Genomic DNA, 23,985 nt, shown 5'->3' with positions numbered 1-23,985 from the left:
TTCTCCATGACAGAGATGCCAACTTATATGAGTTACCTACTGGCGTGGTATGCGACGGCCAGCGTGATTACCTACGTTCTCTATGCGTGGGATAAGCGGGCCGCGATTAAACAGCGCCAGCGGGTGAGTGAGAAAACGCTGCACTGGCTGGCGCTGCTAGGCGGTTGGCCGGGGGCATGGTGCGCGCAGCAGCAGCTGCGCCACAAGACCCAAAAAACCAGCTTTCGACGCGTTTATTGGGCCACGGTGCTGCTCAATATTGCAGTGTTAGGTGGTCTTGTCGCGGTTATGCCACTGCGTTAGGGGCAAATAGGAAGTTAGCGATGAGCTCTTTGCCGCCCTCGGTGGCAAACGACTCCGGGTGAAACTGAATGCCGTGAATTGGGTAGTCACGGTGCTTTACGCCCATCAGCTCAAATTCACCCGCTGCCTGCCAGCGGCCGCGCTCAGCAAAGTTGTCGGCGGTGAGTGCACCTACTGTGGCGGTCACTTCTAGGCACTCTGGAAGTGTCGCCGCATCGGCAATCAGTGAGTGGTAGCGCATCACTTCAAGCTGGTCGGGCACGCCGTTGAATACCGATTGGTTATTGTGATTAATGGGGCTGATTTTACCGTGCATTGGCAGCGGCGCTTTGACCACCTTGCCGCCAAACACATGCACAATCCCTTGCATGCCTAAGCAAACCCCCAGCAGTGGCGTGGTTTTGCCCAGCTTCTCAATCACCTCGGCACATACGCCAAAGTAGCGCGGGTCATCCGGCGAGCCTGGGCCAGGCGAGATAATAATGCGATCCGGCGCCATGGCTTCAATCGCTTTAAAATCAATCTGGTTATTGCGCTTCACCATGATCTCAAAATGAGGCAGCTCGCCGCGATTCTTCTCCGTGGTCAGAATCTCACCAATAAACTGGTAAAGGTTATAGGTGAAGGAGTCGTAGTTATCGATGATCAGCACCTTCATGCGGGGCTCTCCGTTTCCGTATCCATAAAGGGGGCTAAGGCCTTGCGGGTGCCGGCGAATTTGCGGCGAATCTCTTCGTACTCATCCTCGGCGTTGCTGTCGTACACGTTGCCGCCACAGGTTTGCACGTAAGCGCGCTCGCCGTTGACGAACACAGTGCGAATGGGGATCGCAAAGGTGCAGTCGCCGTTGAAGGAGAACTGACCCACCGCGCCGCCGTAGGGGCCGCGCCCATCGGTTTCCAGATCGTCGATGATTTTCATCGCCTCGATTTTGGGCGCTCCGGTGAGCGTGCCTGCCGGGAAGTTGCTGGCCAGCGCGGTGAACATGTCTTCGCTCTCGGCTATAATGCCGACGATCTCGCTCGAAATGTGCTGTACGTGGCTGAAGCGCTTGATATCCATCAGGCTGCGCACTTTGACCGTCCCAAACTGCGCCACTCGACCAATATCGTTGCGGTGCAGGTCCACAATCATGTTGTGCTCAGCGATCTCTTTGGGGTCGTTGAGCAGCGCGCGGGCAAGCTGGGTATCTTCTTGGGGCGTTTGGCCGCGCAGGGTGGTGCCCGCCAGCGGGAACGTCTCCATCTCGCCCTGGCGCAGGCGGAACAGCAGCTCGGGGCTCGCGCCAATCAACTTCTGTTCGCCAAACTTCACGTAGTACATCTGCGGCGAGGGGTTGATGGTACGCAGTTGGTCGTAAAGCGCCAGGGTGTCGCCCTGAATGCGAAAGCGCTTTTTAAAGCCCACTTCGCACTGGAAAACCTTACCGTCGATAATGTCCTGCTTCACCTTGGCGACCGCTTCGGCGTGCTCGGCTTTGCTCATGGTGTCGCCCAGCGCGGTAATGTGCAGCGGGCCTGCTGGCTCGTCGTCGGCGTCGATCAGCGTCTGCAGAAACGCGTAACGGCTATTATCGTAATAGAAGTAAGTGACTTCCCCGGTCATCTTGTCGAGGATCAAGCCGTCTTTATACAGCCCAAAGCGGAACGTATCGAAGTCGTCGCTAGCCTTCAGCGTGAGTGAGGGCTCGAAGTACTGCATGGCGTCGTAGCCCAGGTAACCGCTTAATCCGCCCGCGTATTTGCGTGAAATAATATTTTGCGGGATCAGGCTGCGCAGCAGCTCGTAGGGGTTGTCGCTGGGGTAGTGGTTGGCATCGCCATTGCGGTTTTCAATGGACAGTGTATTCCCGTTGGCGTACAGGGTGTATTCGGGGTCGAAACCAATGATCGAGTGGCGCGCCATGTGGCTATCTTCGCCTAGCGACTCCAGCATGTAGCAGGTATCGAAGCGCCGCTCGATTTTCTGAAACAGGGCGAAGAAGTCGCAATCTGCCGCCAGCGTGACGTAGTGGGGTTTACGGGGCAGTGTAAACGGCGTTGGGCCAGGGGTGTTGGCCTGAGTGTGAGTGCTCATAAAGGGGCGTTCCGTGATGAAGATGACTGGTTCAGTGCGCGAGAGCCCCTGGATACCGTGGCAATACCGACCCCGAGGGTGTCGGCAATCTTGCGGTGGGGCACCCCTTCGTTGAGCAGCTTGAAAATCTGCAGGCGCTTGCTGATTTCCTGGTACTCCGCTGGGGTCAGCAGGCTGGCCAGCGCAGCGTCCATAGCCTCGGGGGTCTCGATGGCCACCAGATGGCGTACCAGCTCAGTCTGATAGTGTGACGGAGAGAGGGGCATGAGTGAGTCACCAGCGGTCGATGTAATCCGTGTTGATGTACTAGTACGCTAGTACATTAACACGGATAAACGCCGAGTCAAGAGACATCTCGGCTGGCAGCATCGAAAACTGGGATTAAAACGGCAGGTGTAGCGAAGCGCTGAGCATATTGAGGTGGCTGAGCGTGGCTGCATCGATACGCTCGTACTCGAAACGGCTGATCAACCGGTTGATGGTCATGGTGGCGCCGAAGCCTTGCAGTAGCGCCGTGCCGCCATCATCGGCCTGGGGCTGGTACGCTTCACCACGCCACTCGGTGAAGCCGGACTTGGCATAAATGCTGACGGCGCCCATGCGCACGCCTGCCACCAAGGCGCCACCCAGGCTCAGGGTGTCCATGAGCAGCGGGTTCATCTGGGAAGTAATGGGGACTTCTTCACTTTCGCGATAGGCGATCTCGGCACCGATATCCAGCCGGGGCAGCCGTTCGGGGCTGAAGCCCGCGGTCAGCCGAAAGCCAGTGGTGTTGGTGTCCAGGCTGCTCAGGTCGCTGCCTTCCAGCACTACGCCGTTATCCAGCCGAATCCACTCACCATCGGGGGCCGCATAGGCAAGCAGTGCTGTATCGTCATTTGCCAGGGCGGTGGCGAAGGGCGTGGCGCTCACCAGCGTCAGGAACAGGGTGCTTGCCAGGCGGTTCATTGGCGTTCCTCTTGTCCTTGATCGTGACCTTGTCGTTATGCGTGATTGTTGCCATTTATCGAGCCAACCGTTACAGGTTAGCAACGGGCGCTGATTTCCACCACGTTAATTGCCTGTTGAGCGAGATTTTCCAGCAGGTGCTTGCCCATGGTCAGGAAGCGCTCGCCAAATACCCACTGGGGCGAGACGACCGCAGGCTGGGCGGTCTGCTCCTTTTGGCGTTGACGCTGGCGCCAGGCCAGGGCGGTCTGGCTCCAATCCTCGTGGTGTTGCAAGGTGAAGCCTAGCCGTTGCAGCAGGGTAGTCAGTGCTTCCAGACTGAGCAGGTGCGAATGTTCGGGCCCTTCCGCCCAGGGCACGGGATAGCGCAGCGCCACCTGGTTCGGGCCGCCCACCACCTCATGCATCACCAGCTGCCCGCCGGGGCGCAGCACTCGGCGGCACTGGGCCAGCACGCTTTCTGGGTCAGGCATGTTCATCAGGCTGTGCTGAAACACCACCGCATCGAAGCTCGCGTCGTTAAACGGCAGAGCGCTGGCATTTCCCGTCACCCAGCGCAATTTACCGCCCATGGGAGTGGGGGTGAGTTGGCTGATGGCCCGGTTGAGCGCGCTGAAGCGGTGGGTGATATCCAGCCCGGTCATGTGCAGCCCCATCGCCGCGCCCTGGCGCATCAGCCCGCCCAGCCCGGCACCGATGTCCAGCACCTCGCTTTGCGGCTCGATCAGGGCCAACAGCCTGGCCGAGGCGGCCAGGCCACCGATGTGCAGTTGGTCCAGTGGCGCGAGCTGGTGCAGCGTCGGACCCTCAGGATAATGGCTGCGCAACTGCTGGAGGATCTCCTGGTCGCGCAGCCCCTGATCGTAATGATGCGCCAGGGGCTTTGCCATGGCGGCTACTTCTGCTCGTCCAGGCCCAGCTCTTCTATCGAGATTTCGCGCATCTTGAATTTCTGGATCTTGCCGGTGACGGTCATGGGGAACGCATCCACGAACTTGAAGTAGCGTGGGATCTTGAAGTGGGTGATCTTGCCCTTGCAGTATTCGCGCAGGTCTTCACCGGTGATCTCGCCCGCGGTGGCGTTGAGCTTCACCCAGGCGATCAGCTCTTCGCCGTACTTTTTATCTGGCACGCCGGTGACCTGTACTTCGGAAATCGCCGGGTGAGCGTACAAGAACTCTTCGATCTCTTTCGGGTAGACGTTTTCGCCGCCGCGAATCACCATGTCTTTGATGCGACCGACGATCTGGATGTAGCCCTCGTCATCCATGGTGGCCAAGTCGCCGGTGTGCATCCAGCCTGTCTCGTCGATGGCCTCAGCAGTGGCTTTGTCGTTGTTCCAATACTTCAGCATCACGCTGTAGCCACGGGTACACAGCTCGCCGATTTCGCCACGGGGTAGAATGCCGCCGTTGCCGGGGTCGACGATCTTGCTCTCCAGGTGGGGCTGGGTGCGGCCCACGGTGGAAACGCGCTTTTCAATGGTGTCGTTCGCGCCGGTTTGCGTAGAGACCGGGCTGGTTTCGGTCATGCCGTAGGCGATTTGCACGCCCTTCATGTTCATCTTGTTGATGACCTGCTTCATGATTTCAGCAGGGCAAATGGAGCCCGCCATAATGCCGGTGCGCAGCGTCGAAAAATCGGTGCTGGCGAAGTCAGGGTGCTCAAGTTCGGCAATAAACATAGTGGGCACGCCGTAGAGCGCAGTGGCTTTCTGCTCATGAACGGCTTTCAGCACTTTACCGGGGTCGAAGCCTTCATCTGGGTAGATCATCGCCGCGCCGTGGGTCACGCAGCCCAGGTTGCCCATTACCATGCCAAAGCAGTGGTAGAGCGGTACGGGAATCACCAAGCGGTCTTCGCTGGTAAAGCCCATGCTTTCCGCCACAAAAAAGCCGTTGTTAAGAATGTTGTGGTGGGAGAGCGTGGCACCCTTGGGAAACCCCGTGGTGCCGGAGGTGTATTGAATGTTGATCGGGTCGTCGAACTGCAGGGTGGCCTGCAGGTCGTCCACTTCGGTCTGGCTGACGGTGTCGGCCTGGCCAATGAAGTCGGCCCAGCGCCACATGCCGCTGTGCTTCTCGTCGCTGAGATTGATGATGCACTGCAGCTGCGGCAGCTTATGGGCATTCAGCGCCCCTTCGGCGCAGTGGTTCAGCTCGGGGGCCAGCTCGTACAGCATGGCGGTGTAGTTGGAACTCTTGAACTGGTGGGCGGTGATCAAAAAGCGTGCGCCGGATTGGTTGAGCGCGTACTCCAGCTCGTGGGTCCGGTAAGAGGGGTTGATGTTGACCAGAATGGCACCGATCTTGGCGGTGGCAAACTGGCTCAGCGTCCACTCGCTGCAGTTGGGTGCCCAGATGCCGACCCGGTCGCCTTTCTTGACCCCCATGGCAAGCAGGGCCCGAGCGCAGCGGTTCACCTCCCGCTGCAGTTCTCGGTAGCTCCAGTGAATGTTCTGGTGCAGTGCGATCAACGCGTCGTTGTCCGGGTATTGGGCGGCAACCTGGTCGAATTTGTCGCCAATGGTCATGCCCAGCAAGGGTTTGTCGGCGGTGCTGCTGGTGTAGCTGGGCAGGGCGCTGGAAAGCGTTGCAGATGATGCCATGGTGAGTCTCTCCGAAATCTTTTTGTTGTCTGAACGGGAAGTGAGGCGTTTTTTAATTATTAGGGCCGGGCCGTACTAGCCGGGAGTGCGCTGTGTGCACCCTCTGGCCAGCGCCACTTTGGCGCTGGGCTGGCGGCCCAACTGCCGCGTGATCCAGTCGCCGGTGTCGATCACTGCTTGCAGGTCGATGCCGGTCTCGATGCCGAGTCCTTGCAGCAGGTACAGCACGTCTTCCATGGCCACGTTGCCGGAAGCGCCCTTGGCATAGGGGCAGCCACCCAGGCCTGCCGTGGCGGCATCGATGACGCTCACGCCCTCTTCCAGCACGGCGTACAGGTTGGCGATGGCCATGCCGTAAGTGTCATGGAAGTGCGCGGCCAGCCGTTCGATGGGCACGTGTTGGGCGGTGGCTTCGACCATGCGTTTGGCGGCCAGCGGCGTGCCGGTACCGATGGTGTCCCCGAGGGAAATCTCGTAACAGCCCATGTCGTAGAGCGCTTTCGCCACCTCGGCGACTTTCTGCGGGGCGATGTCCCCTTCGTAGGGGCACCCCAGCACGCAAGAGACGTAGCCCCGCACCCGCACGCCTACCTCGTTGGCGCGGGCAAGCACCGGCTCAAAGCGCGCCAGCGACTCGGCAATCGAGCAGTTGATGTTCTTCTGGGAGAACGCTTCCGATGCCGCACCGAATACCGCGACTTCCTCAACGCCTGCCTCCAGGGCGCCTTCTAATCCTTTGAGGTTAGGCGTTAGCGCGGAATACACCACGCCGTGCTGGCGCTGAATACCGCGCATCACCTCAGCGGCATCGCCCATTTGCGGCACCCATTTGGGCGAGACAAAGCTGGCCGCTTCAATGTGGCGAATGCCCGCATTCGCCAGCCGCTCAATCAGCTCGATTTTGGTGGCGGTGGGCACCAGGGTGCCCGGCTCGTTCTGCAGCCCGTCGCGGGGGGCCATTTCAAATAGCTTGATAGACGTAGGCAGTGCCATGTGTGGCTCCTATTCGCTGGGGGCAAAGTCGAGCAGCACAGCGCCCTGGCTTACCGTATCGCCTGCCTGGAAGTGGAAGGTCTCTACGCTGCCATCGGCGGGGGCGGTCATGGTGTGCTCCATCTTCATGGCTTCCATCACCATCAGCGGCATGCCTTTTTCAACCTGAGCACCCGGTTCCACTAGCAGTGCCACCACCGTGCCATTCATCGGCGCGGTGAGAGTAGATTCCGTTTCGTGGTGGCCGTGGTCGATGGCGTCGATGCGCCGCCAGAACAGGCGGGTTTCACCGCTGGGTTCGGCCATCACCACTACATGACCATCTTTATACGCCTGTAAGCGGCGGCGGTGACCGTTGAGTGTGACGGCCACGGCATCGCCTTCCAGCGGCTGTAGGCTGGCAGTCAGTGTGCTGTTGCCAATGGTGAGCTGCCACTGGGTATCCAAGGTGGCGCGCTTGCCCTCTACCACGACTACTGCGCTGTCATTATCCGCGGCTTGAGCGCTTGCCGGGTCACACAGCGCAATGCGAATGGTGTGCGGCGCGTTGAGTCGGAAACCATCGGGGCGGTCCCAAGGGGAGTCGATTTCGCACTCCTGGGCTAATTGATGCAAACCAATCAGCGCGGCGCTGGCATAGTCTTCTGTAGAAAACGGACGCGGAGCAAACAGGGTCGCTTCGTTGCGCTCGATAAAGCGGGTATCCAGTTCGACGTTCTTAAAGCCAGGGTGATTGGCTAAGCGCTGCAAGAAGGCGCGGTTGGTGACCACGCCCTGCACATCCAGCGCCGCCAGCGCCCGGTTGAGGGTGGCTAGCGCAGCGTCGCGGTCAACGCCATGCACAATCAGCTTGGCGAGCATCGGGTCGTAGTGCATCGACACGGTATCGCCGCTCTCCACGCCGCTATCCAATCGCACTTGATCAGCGCCTAGCCCTGCGCCTTCCAAGTCCAGCGCGAAGCGGGTGAGCAGGCCAGTGGCGGGAAGGAAGTCCTGCTCCGGATCTTCGGCATAAATGCGCGCTTCAAAGCTGTGGCCGGTAATGGTCAGCTCGTCCTGGCGGCAGGGCAGCGGCTCGCCCATAGCGACTCTTAGTTGCCACTCCACCAGGTCTTGACCGGTAATCATCTCGGTAACGGGATGCTCGACCTGCAGGCGGGTGTTCATCTCCATGAAATAGAAAGCGCCGTCCTGACCTGGTGAAGAGTCCAGCAGAAACTCCACCGTGCCCGCACCCACGTAGCCAATCTCCTGGGCGGCGCGAACGGCGGCATCGCCCATGGCGGCGCGCAGTTCAGTCGTCATGCCGGGGGCGGGGGCTTCTTCAATCACTTTTTGATGTCGGCGCTGCACGCTGCAGTCCCGCTCGAACAGATACACGCCGTTGCCGTAACGGTCGCAGAATACCTGTACTTCCACATGGCGGGGCTGTACCAAATACTTCTCGATCAGCATGCGGTCATCGCCAAACGCGGCTTTAGACTCCCGGCGGCAGCCGTCCAGCGCGGCCTGGAAGCCTTCACCGCTCTCTACCACGCGCATGCCTTTACCGCCGCCACCGGCGCTGGCTTTTAGCATGACGGGGTAGCCGATCTTATCGGCCTCGGAACGCAGCAGGGCATCGCCTTGGTCGTCGCCGTGGTAGCCGGGCACCAGCGGCACGCCCGCATTCGCCATACGCGCTTTGGCGGCAGACTTGTCGCCCATGGCGGCAATGGCGGAAGCGGGCGGGCCAACAAAAGTAATGCCCGCTTGCTCTAGCGCTTTAACAAAAGTGCCGTTTTCAGACAGGAAGCCATAGCCGGGGTGAATCGCGCCGGTGCCGGTGCGTTGGGCGGCCTCAATCACCGCGTCAACGTTTAAGTAGCTTTCCCGGGCGGCGGCAGGGCCGAGGCGCACGGCTTCATCGGCTTCACGCACGTGGCGGGAGGTGGCGTCGGCATCGGAATAAACCGCCACGGTTTTTAACCCCATGCGGCGGGCGGTGCGCATCACGCGGCAGGCGATTTCGCCGCGGTTGGCCACCAGGAGCGTATCGAATTTGGTCGGGGTAAACGTCATGAGCGTGGCTCCGCAGCGTTATTGTGTTCTTCAGGAGATGTCCAGGCGGGGCGACGCTTGTCCAAAAAGCTGGCGAGGCCCTCTTGGCCCTCTTGGCTCACCCGCAGCTTGGCAATCACTTGGCAGGTGTGCTCACGAGTAGCATCGGCATCTGGAGCTTGGGCCACGGTGGCTAATAGTGCCTTGGTAGCCCGCTGTGCCTGGGGAGAGCCTTTAACCAGCGTGGCGATCATGCTGTCCACCGCGTTATCCAAGGCGTCGTGCTCCACTACCTGGTGGGCCAAACCCAGGCTGAGCGCGGTGGGCGCATCCATCACTTCGGCGGTCAGCGCGTAGCGGCGCATTTGGCGCTGACCAAGGGCGCGCTGAACGTAAGGACTAATCACCGCAGGCGACAGGCCAATATTGACTTCCGATAGGCAAAACTTGGCTTTTTCGGACGCCACGACGATATCGCAGCAGGCGGCTAAGCCCACCGCGCCACCAAACGCCGCCCCCTGTACGCGGCAGATGGTCGGGCAGGGCAGGGTATCCAGGCCGTGCATCAGCGCCGCAAGTTTACGGGAATCAGCCAGATTATCTTCCAGGTCGTAATCGACCATGCGCTTCATCCAGTTCAGGTCCGCGCCCGCCGAGAAGCTTTTGCCTTCAGAGCCGAGCACCACCACCCGTACGTCCCCTGAGCTTGCCAAGTCGTGCAGCTTTTCCAGGTGCGCGTTTAGCTCGGCAATCAGGCTATCGTCAAAGGCGTTATGCACCTCTGGGCGGTTTAAGGTTAGGCGAGCGATACCCGCCTCGATGACTAATGTTGAGTAAGCCATGATGTTCGCCCCTTACATCCGGAACACGCCGAAGCGCGTCTCTTTGACTTCGGCATTCATCGCGGCGGCCAGTGACAGCCCCAGCACATCGCGGGTTTGCAGCGGGTCGATCACGCCGTCATCCCACAGGCGGGCGCTGGCGTAGTAGGGGTGGCCCTGGTGCTCATACTGGTCGCGGGTGGGCTGTTTGAAGGCCTCTTCGTCCTCCTTGCTCCATTCTCGTCCTTCGCGCTCGTACTGCTCGCGTTTTACCTGGGAGAGCACCCCCGCCGCCTGTTCGCCGCCCATCACTGAAATACGCGCGTTGGGCCACATAAATAGCAGATTAGGGTCGTAGGCGCGGCCGCACATACCGTAGTTGCCCGCGCCGAAGCTGCCGCCAATCAGTACGGTGTATTTCGGCACGTTGGCGCAGGCCACGGCGGTGACGAGTTTGGCGCCGTGCTTGGCAATGCCTTCATGCTCGTACTTGGAGCCAACCATAAAGCCGGTGATGTTCTGCAGGAACACCAGCGGGATTTTGCGCTGGGCGCACAGCTCAATAAAGTGCGCACCTTTTACCGCGCTCTCTGAAAACAGCACGCCGTTATTCGCCACGACCCCCACCGGGTAGCCGTGAATATGGGCAAAACCGGTCACCAGCGTGTCGCCGTAGTAGCGTTTGAACTCGTCAAAGTCGGAGCCATCGACGATGCGGCCAATGACTTCGCGTACGTCGTAGGGCTTTTTCAGGTCGGTGCCGACGATGCCGTAAAGCTCTGAAGGGTCGAGCTTGGGCGGCCTAGGCGGCTGCATGGCCAGCTGGCCGCGCTTTTGCCAGTTCAGACGCGATACGCAGGCGCGGGCAAGCTGCAGCGCATGGGCGTCGTTTTCGGCGTAGTGGTCGGCTACACCGCTCACTTTGGCGTGAACATCCGCACCGCCCAAGTCCTCGGCGCTGATGCTCTCCCCCGTGGCGGCTTTTACCAGTGGTGGGCCACCCAGGAAGATCGTGCCTTGCTCTTTAACAATGATGGACTCATCCGCCATGGCAGGCACATACGCACCCCCTGCGGTACAGGAGCCCATCACCACGGCGATTTGCGGGATGCCTTCTGCTGACATCGTGGCCTGGTTGTAGAAAATACGCCCGAAGTGGTCACGGTCAGGGAAGACTTCGTCCTGGCGGGGCAGGAAGGCACCGCCAGAATCCACCAAGTAGATGCACGGCAGGCGGTGCTTGCGGGCAATTTCCTGGGCACGCAGGTGCTTTTTTACCGTAAGTGGGAAATAGGTGCCGCCTTTTACCGTGGCATCGTTGGCCACAATCACGCACTCAACGCCAGATACCCGACCAATCCCGGTGATCACGCCTGCGGCAGGTACCTCACTGTCGTAAACGTGATGGGCTGCCAGCGCGGAAAACTCCAGAAACGGCGAGCCTTCGTCGATCAGGTGGTCGATGCGGTCTCGCACGAATAGCTTGCCACGGCTCTCATGGCGGGCGCGGGCGTTGGCACCGCCGCCTTGGGCAGCGACGGCGGTGAGTTCGCGCAGCTTGCTGACTTCCTTCTGCATGGCGGCCTCGTTGGCCTGAAACACATCGCTGCGCGGGTTGATCTGTGTGGAGAGTGTGCTCATGGCGCGCCCCTGCTAATTTTTGTTAAAGGCTTTCGGTGAAAAGTTCGCGGCCAATCAGCATCCGGCGAATCTCGCTGGTGCCCGCGCCAATTTCGTAAAGCTTCGCGTCGCGCAGCAGGCGGCCGGTGGGGTACTCGTTGATATAACCGTTGCCGCCCAGTAGCTGGATGGCATCCAGCGCGACCTGGGTGGCTTTTTCAGCGCAGTAGAGGATGACACCAGCGGCATCTTTACGAGAAGTTTGGCCACGGTCGCAGGCGGCCGCGACGGCGTATAAATAAGCGCGGCAGGCGTTTAGCGTGGTGTACATATCCGCCACCTTGCCCTGCACCAGTTGGAACTCACCGATGGATTGATTGAACTGCTTACGCTCATGGATGTAAGGAATGACGATGTCCATGGCGGCCTGCATGATGCCGATGGGGCCAGCGGCCAGCACGGTGCGCTCGTAATCCAGGCCGCTCATCAATACGCGAACGCCTTTGCCAACTTCGCCCAGCACGTTCTCGGCGGGCACACGACAATCCTGGAAGACCAGCTCGCAGGTGTTGGAGCCACGCATGCCCAGCTTGTCGAGTTTCTGGGCGGTGGAGAAGCCCGGCATGCCTTTTTCGATAATAAACGCGGTGATGCCTTTGGAACCGGCATCCGGGTCGGTTTTGGCGTACACCACCAGCACGTCGGCATCGGGGCCATTGGTGATCCACATCTTGTTGCCGTTGAGCACGTAGTGGTTGCCATCTTCCTTGGCGCGCAGCTGCATCGACACTACATCAGAACCGGCACCCGGCTCCGACATGGCCAGCGCGCCCACGTGCTCACCGCTGATCAGTTTGGGCAGGTATTTGGCTTTTTGCTCGGCGGAGGCGTTGATCTTCAGCTGGTTAACGCACAGGTTGGAGTGCGCGCCGTAGGAGAGCCCAACGGAAGCACTGGCCCGGGAGATCTCCTCCATGGCGATACAGTGGGCCAAGTAGCCCATACCGCTGCCGCCATCTTCTTCCGGTACGGTAATGCCCAGCAGGCCCATATCACCGAACTTCTTCCACAGGTCGTTGGGAAACTCGTTGTTGTGGTCGATCTCGGCGGCGCGTGGGGCAATCTCACTGGCGGCAAAGGCGTTGACCTGCTCACGCAGCATGTTCAGTTCATCGTCAAGACCGAAATTTAGTTCTGAATAGTGGGAAAACATGGTCAATCACCTTGTCGTTGTTAATCGGGTCGTTATTCGTTGAGGTTGTTTATTTCGCGGTGGCCGGATGTTTCTCGTTAAGCTCTTCGAGGGCTTGGCGGCAGCGAATCTCAGCGCTTTCAAGCTCCAACTGCACCATCGTGATGTCTTTCATCTGCTGTTCCAGCGCGGCTTTACGCTCGCTGATTTTGCTCAGCATCAGCTGTAGCTGCTTCTCGCTGCCGCTACGGGTCTCATCCCACAGCTCAAACAGCTCGCGGATTTCCGCCAGTGAAAAGCCCAGCCGTTTGCCGCGCAGGGTCAGCTTCAGGCGTACGCGATCTTGACTGCTGTAAATACGTGTCTGGCCCCGGCGGGTGGGATGCAGTAGCTTCTGATCTTCATAAAAGCGGATGCTACGCGTGGTCACATCAAACTCGCTGGCCAATTCGCTGATCGAGTAGGTTTTGCTCATGATCGTTATTCTCGTCGATAGGGGATGTCCCTATGGAACACTGACCATGAGGCTAAAACAAGTTTACGTTAACGTAAAGCTGAGATTGCAATGAGTGAGTTACCGTTGAATTTTAAAAAACAACTGATAAATAAAGGCTTTTAAGCTTTAATTTGGTGCATCAGAGTGGTGCGTAGACCAAAGTTGTAATTGTAATACCCTGTGTGGGGTTGCTAGTTTGCACTTACACCTTACGTTCAGGTAAGGATGCGTTGCTGGCTAACGAGTTTCGCTTCCCACCGTACAAGAACAACAAGAGGCGTCCTACCTCATGCGTGCAGACGAAGTGACCAAGGGGCCAGTGCTCGAAACTCGAGGGCTGACCAAAGAGTTTTGCGGCTTTACCGCCGTGGATAACGTAAACCTCCAGGTGCAGGAGGGGCATATTCATGCCCTGATTGGCCCAAACGGTGCAGGTAAAACGACGGTCTTTAACCTGTTAACCAAGTTTTTGCCCCCTACGCGGGGCGAGATTCTCTATCGCGGCCAACCCATCACCAGCAAAAAATCCAACGAGATCGCCCAGCTTGGCTTAGTGCGTTCGTTTCAGATTTCAGCGGTATTTGCCCACATGACCGCACTGGAAAACGTGCGCGTAGCGCTTCAGCGCCAGCTGGGCACGTCGTTCCACTTCTGGAAATCGGAAAAAACGCTGGAACACCTCAACGACCGCGCCCTAGCGCTGCTCGATGAAGTGGGCCTGCGCGAATACGCCGATACGCTCACTGTGGAAATGCCCTATGGCCGCAAGCGCGCCTTAGAAGTGGCCACCACGCTGGCGCTGGACCCCAGCATGATGCTGCTAGACGAGCCGACCCAGGGCATGGGCGCGGAAGATGTTGACCGTATCGTGGCGCTGATCAAACGGGTTTCCCAAGGCCGCACGGTGTTGATGGTGGAGCACAACCTTAGCGTGGTCAGCCGCTTGTGTGACCGTATTACCGTATTGGCACGGGGTGCGGTACTGGCAGAAGGGGATTACGACACGGTTTCCCGCAACCCCTTAGTGCGCGAAGCCTATATGGGCAGCGAAGAGGCTGAGGAGGCTGCCGTATGAATACCGCAGAAGCATTCGAGAGCCAAGAAGCCCCAGAAAACCAGACCCTAGAGATGCTGCGAGTGCAAGACCTGCACGCCTTCTATGGCGAATCGCACATTCTGCATGGGGTGAATTTCGACGTGAAGCGTGGCGAGCTGGTGACTCTGCTGGGCCGTAACGGCGCGGGCCGCAGCACCACGCTAAAAGCGATTATGAATATGGTCGGGCGGCGCACTGGTTCGATTGTCATTAATGGCAATGAAACCCTGCGCATGAAGCCGCACCATATTCCCCGGTTAGGGATTGGCTACTGCCCGGAAGAGCGCGGTATTTTTGCGAGCTTAGATGTTCACGAAAACCTGCTGCTGCCACCCACTGTGCGTTCAGGCGGAATGAGCTTGGATGAAATCTACGGCATGTTCCCGAACCTCTACGAGCGTCGCAAAAGCCAGGGCACGCGGCTCTCCGGCGGCGAACAGCAGATGCTGGCCATGGCGCGCATTCTGCGTACCGGTGCGCGCTTGCTGCTGCTGGATGAAATCACCGAAGGCTTGGCGCCGGTCATCGTGCAAAAGCTGGGCGAGGTATTGGTGCAGCTAAAAGAGCGCGGCATGACCATCGTGCTGGTTGAGCAGAACTTCCGCTTTGCTGCCCCGCTGGCTGACCGCCACTTTGTGATGGATCACGGCCAAATTGTTGAGGAGATCACCGCCGAGCAGTTGCCTTCCCGGCGGGAACATTTAAACAGCATGCTGGGGGTATAAATCGCACACCATCTAAACTGTAAGCACGGCCTTAAAGAACAACAAACGCAACACTTACGTTTCATACACAAGCGCTCCACACACAAACGCTATAACTGAACGTCCGCATCATAAAAACAAAGGCCCTCAGGGCCAGGAGACGAACATGACCTATATGAAGAAGACGCTGGCCGCCAGCATCGCCGTTGCCGCTGCCTCCAGCATGGCGATCTCGACCGCCCACGCCGAGATCAGCGATGGTGAAGTGCGTATTGGCTACTTAGCCGATATGTCCGGCACCTACCGTGATTTGGCTGGCCCAGGTGGCCAAACTGCGATGGAAATGGCGGTGGCCGATTTTGGCGGCAGCGTGAACGGCTCACCCATTGTGATTTTCAGCGCCGATGACCGCAACAGTGCCGACGTGGGTGCCAACACCGTGCGCGAGTGGATCGACCAGCGTAACGTCGATATGGTTGGCGGCTTAGTGGCGTCGTCTGTGTCTATCGCCGTGACCAAAGTGTTGCAAGAGAACAACGGCCTGGGCATCGTCTCGGGCTCGGCGGCGTCTAGTATTACCAACGAACACTGTACTCCGAACCATATTCACTGGGTGTATGACACCTATCCGCTGGCCAACGGCACCGCGAAGGCCGTCGTTGAGCAGGGCGGCGATAGCTGGTTCCTACTCACTGCGGATTACGCCTTCGGCCATGCACTGGAAGCCGACGTGACCAGTGTGGTAGAAGCCAATGGCGGTGAGATTGTCGGCGGCGTGCGTCACCCGTTCCCCACCAGCGACTTCTCCTCCTACATTCTTCAGGCGCAGGGTTCTGGCGCGAAAATCGTTGGCCTCGCCAATGCCGGTGCCGACACGGTCAACGCCATTACCACTGCCAGCCAGTTTGGTCTGACCCAAAGCGGCCAGCAATTAGCAGGCCTGCTGATCTTCCTCAACGACGTACACGCGCTGGGGCTAGAAGCCACCCAAGGGCTGCTGCTGACCACCGGCTGGTACTGGGACATGGATGAAGAGTCCCGCGCTTGGTCTGAGCGCTACTTTGAAGAAACCGGCCGTATGCCCACCATGGTGCAAGCCGGTATCTACTCCAGCACTATGCACTACCTGAAAGCCGTGGAAGCCGCTGGCACCGATGACCCCGAAACCGTGCGCGCGAAAATGGCCGAAGAGCCGATCAACGACTTCTTCGCCCGTAACGGCAGCATTCGTGAAGATGGCCGTATGATTCACGATATGTACCTAGCCCAGGTAAAAACGCCGGAAGAGTCTACCGGTGAGTGGGACCTCTACGAGATCCTTAGCACCATTCCCGCCGCAGAAGCCTACCGTCCGCTGTCTGAAAGCCAGTGCTCGCTGGTACAGAACTGATCTGCTGACGCGCTCCAGGCTCAGGCATCTGCTGCCTTGGCCTGGGCCAAGCAAGCCGTAAAGGCGTGATGAAAGGCGTTTCTAACAATAAGCAACGCGCTGGGGCAGCCCCATAGGGCTGCCCGCTTAGCGGCGAGGAGAGTCATACCATGACGATGATATTCGGCGTGCCAATGGCCGTGTTCATGGGCCAGCTAACGCTTGGGCTTGTGAACGGTGCCTTTTACGCACTGCTTAGTTTGGGCCTGGCGGTCATCTTCGGCCTACTGAAGATCGTCAACTTTGCCCATGGGGCGCAGTACATGCTGGGAGCCTTCGCCGCGCTGCTAGGCTTTCGCTACCTGGGCATTAACTATTGGCTAGCACTGATTTTGGTCCCGCTGGTAGTGGGTGGTTGCGGCATGCTGATGGAGCGCTTTCTGCTGCGTCGCATTGCCCACCTGGACCACCTTTACGGGCTACTGCTGACCTTCGGGTTGGCGCTGATTTTCGAAGGCACTTTGATTAACTTGTTCGGCGTTTCTGGGGCGCGTTACGAAACGCCTGCCATTCTACAGGGCGGGCTGAACCTGGGCTTTATGTTCCTGCCCACCTACCGTGCTTGGGTGCTGGTAGCGGCGCTGGCCATGTGTCTATTCACCTGGTTCATGATTGAGCGTACCCGCTTGGGTGCCTACCTGCGCGCCGGTACAGAAAACTCCCAACTGATGCAGGCGTTCGGTGTGAACGTACCGCTGCTGATTACCCTAACCTACGGGTTTGGGGTTGGGCTTGCCGCCTTTGCAGGCGTGCTGGCGGCACCGCTGTACCCGGTATCGCCCACTATGGGCTCAAGCCTATTGATTGTGGTGTTTGCGGTGGTCGTTATCGGCGGTATGGGCTCCATTTTAGGCGCCATTTTAACCGGCTTAGGCATGGGCATTATTGAAGGGTTAACCAAGGTGTACTACCCGGAAGCCTCTAATACCGTGATCTTTCTAGTGATGATCCTGGTACTCATGCTACGCCCCGCTGGGCTGTTCGGTAAGGAGGCATAACCATGACAACAACGCATACCACCTCGGCAACCCAGTTGCCCTCCGTGGTGCAGGAGCGTCAACGGCGCGCCAAGCTACGCCGCAATATGTTCTACCTTGTGCTGCTGGCGATGGGGTTAGTTGCTCCCTTTGTGGCGTACCCCGTCTTCTTGATGAAGATTCTCTGTTTTGCGCTGTTTGCCTGCGCTTTCAACCTACTGTTGGGCTACGCCGGGCTGCTCTCATTTGGCCATGCGGCCTTCCTAGCCACCGGCGGCTATGTGACCGGCTACTTGCTGGCCAGCTACCCAGGCTTAACGCCAGAGCTAGGCATTCTTGCGGGTACGTTAATGGCAACGCTGCTAGGCGTATTGTTTGGCGTGCTCTCTATTCGCCGCCAGGGCATTTACTTCGCCATGGTCACACTGGCGCTGGCACAGCTGATGTTCTTCGTGTTCGTGCAGTCGTCGTTCACCGGTGGGGAGGATGGCCTGCACGGTGTGCCGAGAGGGCACCTGTTTGGCGTGATCGATTTGAGCAGCAACTTGGCGATGTACTACTTCGTCTTCGCCGTGTTCGTGTTTGGCTTCGCGGTGATTCAGCGCACGGTTCATTCACCCTTTGGGCAAGTGCTGAAAGCCATTCGCGAGAACGAGCCCCGCGCCGTGTCGCTGGGCTACAACGTCGATGCCTACAAGCTGTTGGCTTTCGTTCTCTCGGCGGCGCTAGCAGGTTTGGCAGGTTCCACTAAAACCGTGGTGTTCCAGCTGGCCTCGCTCACCGATGCCCACTGGCATATGTCGGGTGAGGTGATTTTGATGACGCTGCTGGGCGGTGTAGGCACGCTGCTTGGCCCGCTGATGGGGGCAGGGCTAGTGGTTAGCCTGCAGCATCTGCTGGCGCAGTCGCCGTTGGGGAACTGGGTGAGCGTGATTCTGGGCATCATCTTTGTGGTGTGCGTGCTGAGCTTCCGTAGCGGCATCATCGGCGAGCTGGCCAAAATGTACCGTAAAAACTTTAAGTGATGGATTCCCGTTAACCGCGTCTGTCCGTGGATTGGGTGCCTTCGGGCACCCTTTTTTCTGCTTGTGAAATAAGGCCGTAAGCCCATTTCTACGCCAAAGGTCGTGGGGGATTTGGTTGCGCAAGGTAGGGTAAGAATATAAGTTAACGTAAACGTCAACATTGCTAATAATGACAACAGCTAATGCGTGACTTGCCTGCCGCCTGCCTAGGCGCGGTGCATCCACGCACTGTGGAGATACGCCATGAATTTTGAGCTAAGTGAAGACCAAGTCGCTTTTTCCGATATGGCCCGGGCGTTCGCCCAGAACGAGCTGGAGCCCCGCGCCGCCGAGTGGGACGCAGAATCTCTTTTCCCCGTCGATGTGATTCGTAAAGCAGGGGAGTTGGGCTTCTGTTCGCTCTACGCCCCGGAAAGTGTCGGCGGACTGGGCCTTTCCCGGCTCGATGCCAGCATTATTTTTGAACAGCTCTCGATGGGCTGCACCTCCACCACCGCGTACCTCACCATCCACAACATGGTGACCTGGATGCTGGCGGACTTCGGCACACCGGACGCCGTGGCGCAGTGGGGCGAAAAGCTGGCGACCGGCGAGCTATTGGGCTCTTACTGCTTAACCGAACCCAACGCAGGCTCCGATGCGGCCTCGCTGAAAACCACCGCCAAGCGCGATGGCGAGCACTACGTGCTGAACGGCAGCAAGATGTTTATTTCCGGCGCGGGTAGCACCGATTTCCTGGTGGTGATGGCGCGCACCGGCGGCGAAGGCCCCAGCGGCGTTTCCGCCTTCGCGGTGGATGCCAAGAGCGAGGGCATCAGCTATGGCCGCAAAGAGGACAAAATGGGCTGGAACAGCCAGCCCACCCGCATGATTACCTTTGAAGACGTGCGTGTACCCGCTAACCACCTGCTGGGCAACGAGGGCGACGGCTTCAAAATCGCCATGAAGGGCCTGGACGGCGGGCGCATCAACATTGCGACGTGTTCGATCGGCACCGCTCAGCAGGCGCTCAATAAAGCCCGCGAGTATATGCTAGAGCGCAAGCAGTTCGGTAAGCGCCTGGCCGAGTTCCAAGCGCTGCAGTTTCGCCTAGCCGATATGGTGACCGAGCTGGTGGCCGCCCGCCAACTGGTGCGCATGGCCGCCACCAAGCTGGATGCAGGCCACCCGGATGCCACCACCTACTGCGCCATGGCCAAACGGTTCGCTACCGATGTGGGCTTCAAGGTGTGCGACGAAGCGCTGCAGCTCTACGGCGGCAATGGCTACATTAAGGAGTACCCGATGGAGCGCTACGTGCGCGACACCCGCGTACACCGTATTCTGGAAGGCACTAACGAGATTATGCGGCTGATTATTTCCCGCCGCGTACTGGCCGACGGTGCCGCTGAGCTATAGCCGCCAGGGCACATATCACCAAGCCCCGAGCATATAAGGACAAACCATGAGTTGCGTACTATTTGAAGAGCACACTACCCAAGATGGCCACGTGATTGGCGAGATTACCTTGAACGCCGAGCGCTCGCTCAACGCGCTCACGCTGGAGATGATCGAAGAGATCCTGCCGCGCCTAAACCAGTGGCAAAGCGACGAGCGGGTCGTAGCCGTGCTGCTGGATAGCGCAGGCGAAAAATCCTTCTGCGCCGGTGGCGATGTGGTCAACCTCTACAAAGCCATTCAAGGCGACGGCGCAGCCGATTTCCCCGAGCGCTTCTTCGAGAATGAGTACCGCCTGGATTACCAACTGCATACTTTCCCCAAGCCGGTGATCTGCTGGGGCAACGGCATCGTGATGGGCGGCGGCATGGGCCTGTTAAGCGGCAGTAGCCACCGCATCGTCACGGAAACCTCCCGGTTGGCTATGCCAGAAGTCACCATTGGGTTGTACCCGGATGTAGGCGCCAGCTGGTTCCTTAACCGCCTACCGGGCGGCGCTGGGCGGTTTCTGGCCATGACCGGCGGGCAAATTAATGCCCCGGACGCGGTTCACCTGGGCCTTGCCGACCGCGCCATTGCCAGCCACTACCGCGACGAGCTGGCCGAAAAGCTGCTAGCAGCCAGCTGGGGCGAAGGCGAACACACCGACGCCCACGGTGTGGTCAATCGCGTGCTGCGCGAGCTGGAACAGGCCTCCCAAGAAGTGTTCGCGGAGATGGAAGCGCCAGTTTATAAGTCGTCATCTTTAATTCGTGAGCTGATGGACCACGACACCGTCGAGCAGATGGTCGAGGCTGTGTTGGCAGTCGAGACCGACGACAAGTGGTTCAGCAAAGCGCAAAAAACCTTAGCCCACGGCAGCCCCGTTTCGGTCAAATTGATTCACGAGCAGCTTGCCCGCGCCAAGCATATGTCGCTGGCGGAAGTGTTTCAGTTTGAGCTTTCGCTCTCTGTGCAGTGCTGCCGCCACCGGGAGTTCCCCGAAGGCGTGCGCGCGCTGCTGGTGGATAAAGACGGCCAGCCAAGCTGGACCTACCCAGACGTGGCCTCGGTCGAGCCTTCCTTTATAGACGAGCTGCTGGCACCCGCATGGGACACCAGCCCGCTGGCAGATCTTAAATAACGCACACCGCACTCTCTACAACACGCTAATAAGGACAAAAAGATGACTACCGTTGCGTTTATTGGTTTAGGCAATATGGGCGGCCCGATGGCTGCCAACCTGGCGAAAGCAGGTTTTATCGTGCGCGCTTTCGACCTTTCCGCCCAAGCGCTGGAAACCGCGAAATCCCAAGGCTGCGACGTTGCCGCCACCGCCACAGAGGCCGCTACCGACGCCGATTTCATTATTTCCATGCTGCCCGCAGGCAAGCACGTGCGCGGGCTTTACGTGGATGGTGACGCGCCGCTGTTTGAAGTAATTAAACCAAGCGCGCTGGTGATTGACTGCTCGACCATTGATGCTGATACCGCCCGTCACGTAGCCGCTGCTGGCGCTGAAAAGGGCATCGGCTTTGTAGATGCGCCGGTTTCCGGTGGGGTAGGCGGTGCCCAAGCGGGCACGCTGACCTTTATTGTGGGCGGTTCGGAGGCTCAGTTCGCCCAGGCGCAGCCAGTGCTGCAAGCCATGGGTAAAAACATCTTCCACGCAGGCGACCACGGCGCGGGGCAGGTCGCCAAAGTGTGCAATAACATGCTGCTCTCGATTCTGATGGCGGGCACCTGCGAAGCGATCAACATGGGCGTCAAAAACGGCCTAGACCCCGCCGTGCTTTCGGAAATCATGAAGCAAAGCTCCGGCGGCAACTGGGCGCTGAACGTCTACAACCCCTACCCAGGGGTGATGGAAAACGCCCCCGCCTCGAAAGGCTACCAGGGCGGCTTCCAGGTGGATCTAATGATCAAAGACTTAGGCCTCGCCATGGACGTGAGCCAGCAATGCGCATCCCCCGTGCCCATGGGCTCCGCCGCCCGTTCGTTGTTCACCCTGCACAAAGCAGGCGGCAACGGCAAACTCGACTTCTCCAGCCTGCTCAAGCTGTATCAGGATAAGGGTGAGTAGTGAGTGGTAAGTGGTAAATCGTGAGGGGGTGGCGTAGCGCGTGGTAACGAGCAGCGCGAGGCACCCGCGAAGGGCGGCAACGCCGCCCTGGTCGCGCCACAAAACTAACCAACAACAAGGATTGCCATGATTACGCTTTGGGGCCGCAACAACTCCACCAACGTCAAAAAAGTGCTCTGGGCACTGGAAGAACTGGAACTACCGTTCGAGCAGATCATGGCAGGCCTGCAACACGGCGTAAACGACACGCCAGAATACCTCGCCATGAACCCCAACGGCTTGGTGCCGCTGCTTAAAGATGACGCCACCCAAAGCGTGCTGTGGGAGTCCAACACCATCATCCGCTACCTAGCGGCTCAGTACGGCCCCAACCATTTATGGATTGCAAACCCTGCCAAAAGGGCGCAAATGGAAAAGTGGATGGATTGGTCTAGCAGCTTGCTAACCCCCGCCCACCGCACCATTTTGATGGGCTATGTACGCACCCCGCCGGAGCAGCGCGATAGCTCACTGCTAGACCCCGCCATCGCCACCTGCGAAAAACTCTTCGCCCAGCTAGACGCCGCGTTAAGCCAGCAGTCCTGGTTCTCTGGTGATGAATTCGGCCTTGCCGATATCGCCATCGCCCCGTTCACCTACAATCTCTTAAACAGCGGCCTTACTTGGCAGCCCCGCCCGCATCTACAGCGCTGGGTAGAGCAGCTCGCCGAACGCCCCGCCTACCGCAAAATAGTGATGATTCCCGTTACTTAAAAGGCTATTGCTAACCCAACGAGCAACCACGCCCACGAGCTAAACACATCTTGTAGTGCGTGATAACGAGCAACGCGAGGCAACCGCGAGGGGCAGCAACGCTGCCCTGGGCTGTTATCTATATACTTAATTAAGCTACCGGCTGTTATCACAACATTTGAATTTAGTGCTTGTGAAAGTGCTTGTGAAAGTGCTTGTGAAAGTGCTTGTGAAAGTGCTGCTGGGAACGCATGTGGGAGGGCGCTTCAGCGCGCGACGATTCAGCCACCCAAGCCCACCTAAAACCCAGCCTCCAATAATGCCAACTCCTGATCTAACCCCTTTAACACCTCACACCCCAACCCATGCCGCTCAGCGCTCTCAATCAATGGCCCCAAAATCGCCCCGCGTTCGGTAAGCCGCCTCGCCTCCACATCCTGCAACATAGAGGCTTTATTATTCGCCGTGTACTCCACCACCTGCCACACTAACGCTAGCCACACGGCGTCACCTTCACCACCATTCGGCGGGGCAACCTCTTCCTTCGCTAAAATCGCAGCCACTTCCTTCACCACGGCAACCACACGGCCCGAGTAGGCATCACCACGAAGTTCCCCATTGCGCACGCCATGCAACGCCACCAGGGGGTTAATCACCGCGTTGACCGCTAGCTTCTGCCACAGGCGGCTACGAATATCGCCCACTGCCGTAGCGGGAAACCCAGCCTCACTCAACAGCGCCGCTAAGAATTCCGCTAACCCTGGGTGCTGGTTATCCAAATCCCCGATAAACGTTGGCCCACGGCCTGCGTGTACCACGCCATCATCCCCGGTTAAGTACGCCCCCTGAGTCGTGGTAGCGCACAGCACCGGCCCAGGCCACGTTTGGGTAATGCGCGGCTGGGTATAAAAACCGTTCTGCCACAGCACCAGCGGGGTAGAGGGGGGCAGCAGGCTGGCAATACTCGAAAGCGCCGCCTCGGCAGCCATCGCTTTGGTAGTGATATGCACAAACGCAGGCGGCTTAGGGGCATTAGCCACCAACTGTTTAGCGGCGAGTGAGGTTAAGTACTGATCACGCGCTTCGCCTTCTGGCGTGGTGAGCACCTGCCGCGTAGGCAATTCACGGCGGCCAATCACCGCCACCTCCACAAACGGGGCCAGCGAGTGCGCCAATAAACGGCCAATGGCCCCAGGGCCAAGAATCCAGTGGGTTGTCATGGGTAAAGCATCTTCAGCAACGAGAGTGCCGCCAAGCTTACCGTGTTCGGTGTGGGGAGGCTAAGCTAAGGGAAACGCTGCACACATCCCGCCACAGCTGTCATCTGCCCTGCCAGCCGGCTAATCCGGCTGGCAGGGGAAACAGACCACCTTCGCTGATCAGAAAGCGACCGCTGATGCAGTGAAAGTGCCATTATGAGCGTTTC

At 58.9% G+C, this 23,985-nt stretch carries 23 protein-coding genes; 10 read left to right on the top strand and 13 right to left on the bottom strand.

Going from position 1 to position 23,985, the window contains the following annotated elements; all coding sequences use genetic code 11:
* Positions 1-6: 6 nt before the first annotated feature.
* Positions 7-303: a DUF1294 domain-containing protein gene (locus L1249_RS00560; protein ID WP_228219151.1), complete on the top strand. Its 297-nt coding sequence runs from the start codon at positions 7-9 to the stop codon at positions 301-303.
* On the opposite strand, the gene L1249_RS00555 is transcribed toward L1249_RS00560, so the two are convergent.
* From L1249_RS00555 to L1249_RS00500, 12 genes are all read right to left on the bottom strand, one after another.
* On the bottom strand, positions 287-961 hold the full coding sequence (locus L1249_RS00555) for an anthranilate synthase component II (protein ID WP_054640824.1): 675 nt from the start codon (positions 959-961) through the stop codon (positions 287-289). The two genes, L1249_RS00560 and L1249_RS00555, sit on opposite strands and share 17 nt — an antisense overlap.
* Positions 958-2,379, bottom strand: a complete 1,422-nt coding sequence (locus L1249_RS00550; protein WP_062361118.1) for an anthranilate synthase component I family protein — start codon at positions 2,377-2,379, stop codon at positions 958-960. Before L1249_RS00550 ends, L1249_RS00555 begins: the two co-directional genes overlap by 4 nt.
* The gene (locus L1249_RS00545) at positions 2,376-2,645 is read right to left on the bottom strand and encodes a Trp family transcriptional regulator (RefSeq protein ID WP_062361120.1); all 270 of its coding nucleotides are present in this window, start codon (positions 2,643-2,645) and stop codon (positions 2,376-2,378) included. Before L1249_RS00545 ends, L1249_RS00550 begins: the two co-directional genes overlap by 4 nt.
* A 115-nt stretch (positions 2,646-2,760) precedes the next feature.
* Positions 2,761-3,327 carry a hypothetical protein gene (locus L1249_RS00540; protein ID WP_235252971.1) on the bottom strand — a complete coding sequence of 189 codons (567 nt, stop codon included), beginning with the start codon at positions 3,325-3,327 and terminating at the stop codon, positions 2,761-2,763.
* A gap of 77 nt (positions 3,328-3,404) precedes the next feature.
* Positions 3,405-4,217 carry a class I SAM-dependent methyltransferase gene (locus tag L1249_RS00535; protein WP_235252970.1) on the bottom strand — a complete coding sequence of 271 codons (813 nt, stop codon included), beginning with the start codon at positions 4,215-4,217 and terminating at the stop codon, positions 3,405-3,407.
* Between the two features lie 5 nt (positions 4,218-4,222).
* Positions 4,223-5,935 carry an AMP-binding protein gene (locus L1249_RS00530; RefSeq protein WP_235252969.1) on the bottom strand — a complete coding sequence of 571 codons (1,713 nt, stop codon included), beginning with the start codon at positions 5,933-5,935 and terminating at the stop codon, positions 4,223-4,225.
* Positions 5,936-6,010: 75 nt separating this feature from the next.
* Entirely contained in the window at positions 6,011-6,928 is a 918-nt protein-coding gene (locus tag L1249_RS00525) for a hydroxymethylglutaryl-CoA lyase (protein WP_235252968.1), read from the bottom strand.
* 9 nt (positions 6,929-6,937) lie between these two features.
* Entirely contained in the window at positions 6,938-8,989 is a 2,052-nt protein-coding gene (locus L1249_RS00520) for an acetyl/propionyl/methylcrotonyl-CoA carboxylase subunit alpha (RefSeq protein ID WP_235252967.1), read from the bottom strand.
* Entirely contained in the window at positions 8,986-9,810 is an 825-nt protein-coding gene (locus L1249_RS00515) for an enoyl-CoA hydratase/isomerase family protein (RefSeq protein ID WP_058578067.1), read from the bottom strand. The genes L1249_RS00520 and L1249_RS00515 overlap by 4 nt, the downstream gene beginning before the upstream one ends.
* A 12-nt stretch (positions 9,811-9,822) precedes the next feature.
* A complete protein-coding gene (locus L1249_RS00510) occupies positions 9,823-11,430 on the bottom strand; it encodes a carboxyl transferase domain-containing protein (RefSeq protein WP_062361129.1) in 1,608 nt (535 codons plus the stop codon).
* Between the two features lie 22 nt (positions 11,431-11,452).
* Complete coding sequence (locus L1249_RS00505) at positions 11,453-12,622, bottom strand: isovaleryl-CoA dehydrogenase (RefSeq protein ID WP_235252966.1); 1,170 nt, start codon at positions 12,620-12,622, stop codon at positions 11,453-11,455.
* Between the two features lie 49 nt (positions 12,623-12,671).
* A complete protein-coding gene (locus tag L1249_RS00500; protein WP_228219149.1) occupies positions 12,672-13,076 on the bottom strand; it encodes a MerR family transcriptional regulator in 405 nt (134 codons plus the stop codon).
* A 310-nt stretch (positions 13,077-13,386) separates the two neighbouring features.
* Here L1249_RS00500 and L1249_RS00495 point away from each other — a divergent pair, with 310 nt between their 5' ends.
* The 9 genes from L1249_RS00495 (at position 13,387) to L1249_RS00455 (ending at position 22,580) form a co-directional block, all read left to right on the top strand.
* A complete protein-coding gene (locus L1249_RS00495) occupies positions 13,387-14,172 on the top strand; it encodes an ABC transporter ATP-binding protein (RefSeq protein WP_235252964.1) in 786 nt (261 codons plus the stop codon).
* A complete protein-coding gene (locus tag L1249_RS00490; protein ID WP_054640828.1) occupies positions 14,169-14,918 on the top strand; it encodes an ABC transporter ATP-binding protein in 750 nt (249 codons plus the stop codon). The genes L1249_RS00495 and L1249_RS00490 overlap by 4 nt, the downstream gene beginning before the upstream one ends.
* A gap of 145 nt (positions 14,919-15,063) precedes the next feature.
* A complete protein-coding gene (locus tag L1249_RS00485; RefSeq protein ID WP_235252962.1) occupies positions 15,064-16,287 on the top strand; it encodes an ABC transporter substrate-binding protein in 1,224 nt (407 codons plus the stop codon).
* 149 nt (positions 16,288-16,436) lie between these two features.
* Positions 16,437-17,324, top strand: coding sequence for a branched-chain amino acid ABC transporter permease (locus tag L1249_RS00480; RefSeq protein WP_044628348.1), 888 nt, complete (start codon positions 16,437-16,439; stop codon positions 17,322-17,324).
* A 2-nt stretch (positions 17,325-17,326) separates the two neighbouring features.
* Positions 17,327-18,328 carry a branched-chain amino acid ABC transporter permease gene (locus L1249_RS00475; protein ID WP_044628347.1) on the top strand — a complete coding sequence of 334 codons (1,002 nt, stop codon included), beginning with the start codon at positions 17,327-17,329 and terminating at the stop codon, positions 18,326-18,328.
* 243 nt (positions 18,329-18,571) lie between these two features.
* A complete protein-coding gene (locus tag L1249_RS00470; RefSeq protein ID WP_044628346.1) occupies positions 18,572-19,726 on the top strand; it encodes an acyl-CoA dehydrogenase family protein in 1,155 nt (384 codons plus the stop codon).
* 46 nt (positions 19,727-19,772) lie between these two features.
* Positions 19,773-20,888: an enoyl-CoA hydratase/isomerase family protein gene (locus L1249_RS00465; protein ID WP_044628345.1), complete on the top strand. Its 1,116-nt coding sequence runs from the start codon at positions 19,773-19,775 to the stop codon at positions 20,886-20,888.
* A 42-nt stretch (positions 20,889-20,930) separates the two neighbouring features.
* Positions 20,931-21,827: a 3-hydroxyisobutyrate dehydrogenase gene (gene mmsB, locus L1249_RS00460; RefSeq protein ID WP_058578070.1), complete on the top strand. Its 897-nt coding sequence runs from the start codon at positions 20,931-20,933 to the stop codon at positions 21,825-21,827.
* A 126-nt stretch (positions 21,828-21,953) separates the two neighbouring features.
* Complete coding sequence (locus L1249_RS00455) at positions 21,954-22,580, top strand: glutathione S-transferase family protein (protein WP_228168394.1); 627 nt, start codon at positions 21,954-21,956, stop codon at positions 22,578-22,580.
* A 278-nt stretch (positions 22,581-22,858) separates the two neighbouring features.
* On the opposite strand, the gene L1249_RS00450 is transcribed toward L1249_RS00455, so the two are convergent.
* On the bottom strand, positions 22,859-23,779 hold the full coding sequence (locus tag L1249_RS00450) for a ketopantoate reductase family protein (protein WP_235252961.1): 921 nt from the start codon (positions 23,777-23,779) through the stop codon (positions 22,859-22,861).
* Positions 23,780-23,985: the final 206 nt, after the last annotated feature.

Origin of the sequence: Halomonas sp. Cn5-12, assembly GCF_021532545.1 — a bacterium.
GTDB lineage: Bacteria > Pseudomonadota > Gammaproteobacteria > Pseudomonadales > Halomonadaceae > Vreelandella > Vreelandella aquamarina.
Note: the sequence above shows the minus strand (reverse complement) of the source record. Positions and strands in the feature narration are given on the sequence as shown.

What these genes read in the sequence shown, in the direction of transcription:
- L1249_RS00475 (WP_044628347.1), top strand. Translation starts at nt 17,327, where the DNA reads ATGACAACAACGCATACCACCTCGGCAACCCAGTTGCCCTCCGTGGTG.
- L1249_RS00490 (WP_054640828.1), top strand. Translation starts at nt 14,169, where the DNA reads ATGAATACCGCAGAAGCATTCGAGAGCCAAGAAGCCCCAGAAAACCAG.
- L1249_RS00545 (WP_062361120.1), bottom strand. Translation starts at nt 2,645, where the DNA reads ATGCCCCTCTCTCCGTCACACTATCAGACTGAGCTGGTACGCCATCTG.
- L1249_RS00480 (WP_044628348.1), top strand. Translation starts at nt 16,437, where the DNA reads ATGACGATGATATTCGGCGTGCCAATGGCCGTGTTCATGGGCCAGCTA.
- L1249_RS00535 (WP_235252970.1), bottom strand. Translation starts at nt 4,217, where the DNA reads ATGGCAAAGCCCCTGGCGCATCATTACGATCAGGGGCTGCGCGACCAG.
- L1249_RS00505 (WP_235252966.1), bottom strand. Translation starts at nt 12,622, where the DNA reads ATGTTTTCCCACTATTCAGAACTAAATTTCGGTCTTGACGATGAACTG.
- L1249_RS00455 (WP_228168394.1), top strand. Translation starts at nt 21,954, where the DNA reads ATGATTACGCTTTGGGGCCGCAACAACTCCACCAACGTCAAAAAAGTG.
- L1249_RS00510 (WP_062361129.1), bottom strand. Translation starts at nt 11,430, where the DNA reads ATGAGCACACTCTCCACACAGATCAACCCGCGCAGCGATGTGTTTCAG.
- L1249_RS00465 (WP_044628345.1), top strand. Translation starts at nt 19,773, where the DNA reads ATGAGTTGCGTACTATTTGAAGAGCACACTACCCAAGATGGCCACGTG.
- L1249_RS00540 (WP_235252971.1), bottom strand. Translation starts at nt 3,327, where the DNA reads ATGAACCGCCTGGCAAGCACCCTGTTCCTGACGCTGGTGAGCGCCACG.
- L1249_RS00530 (WP_235252969.1), bottom strand. Translation starts at nt 5,935, where the DNA reads ATGGCATCATCTGCAACGCTTTCCAGCGCCCTGCCCAGCTACACCAGC.
- L1249_RS00520 (WP_235252967.1), bottom strand. Translation starts at nt 8,989, where the DNA reads ATGACGTTTACCCCGACCAAATTCGATACGCTCCTGGTGGCCAACCGC.
- L1249_RS00555 (WP_054640824.1), bottom strand. Translation starts at nt 961, where the DNA reads ATGAAGGTGCTGATCATCGATAACTACGACTCCTTCACCTATAACCTT.
- L1249_RS00470 (WP_044628346.1), top strand. Translation starts at nt 18,572, where the DNA reads ATGAATTTTGAGCTAAGTGAAGACCAAGTCGCTTTTTCCGATATGGCC.
- L1249_RS00525 (WP_235252968.1), bottom strand. Translation starts at nt 6,928, where the DNA reads ATGGCACTGCCTACGTCTATCAAGCTATTTGAAATGGCCCCCCGCGAC.
- L1249_RS00450 (WP_235252961.1), bottom strand. Translation starts at nt 23,779, where the DNA reads ATGACAACCCACTGGATTCTTGGCCCTGGGGCCATTGGCCGTTTATTG.
- L1249_RS00550 (WP_062361118.1), bottom strand. Translation starts at nt 2,379, where the DNA reads ATGAGCACTCACACTCAGGCCAACACCCCTGGCCCAACGCCGTTTACA.
- L1249_RS00560 (WP_228219151.1), top strand. Translation starts at nt 7, where the DNA reads ATGACAGAGATGCCAACTTATATGAGTTACCTACTGGCGTGGTATGCG.
- L1249_RS00500 (WP_228219149.1), bottom strand. Translation starts at nt 13,076, where the DNA reads ATGAGCAAAACCTACTCGATCAGCGAATTGGCCAGCGAGTTTGATGTG.
- L1249_RS00515 (WP_058578067.1), bottom strand. Translation starts at nt 9,810, where the DNA reads ATGGCTTACTCAACATTAGTCATCGAGGCGGGTATCGCTCGCCTAACC.
- L1249_RS00495 (WP_235252964.1), top strand. Translation starts at nt 13,387, where the DNA reads ATGCGTGCAGACGAAGTGACCAAGGGGCCAGTGCTCGAAACTCGAGGG.
- L1249_RS00485 (WP_235252962.1), top strand. Translation starts at nt 15,064, where the DNA reads ATGACCTATATGAAGAAGACGCTGGCCGCCAGCATCGCCGTTGCCGCT.
- mmsB (WP_058578070.1), top strand. Translation starts at nt 20,931, where the DNA reads ATGACTACCGTTGCGTTTATTGGTTTAGGCAATATGGGCGGCCCGATG.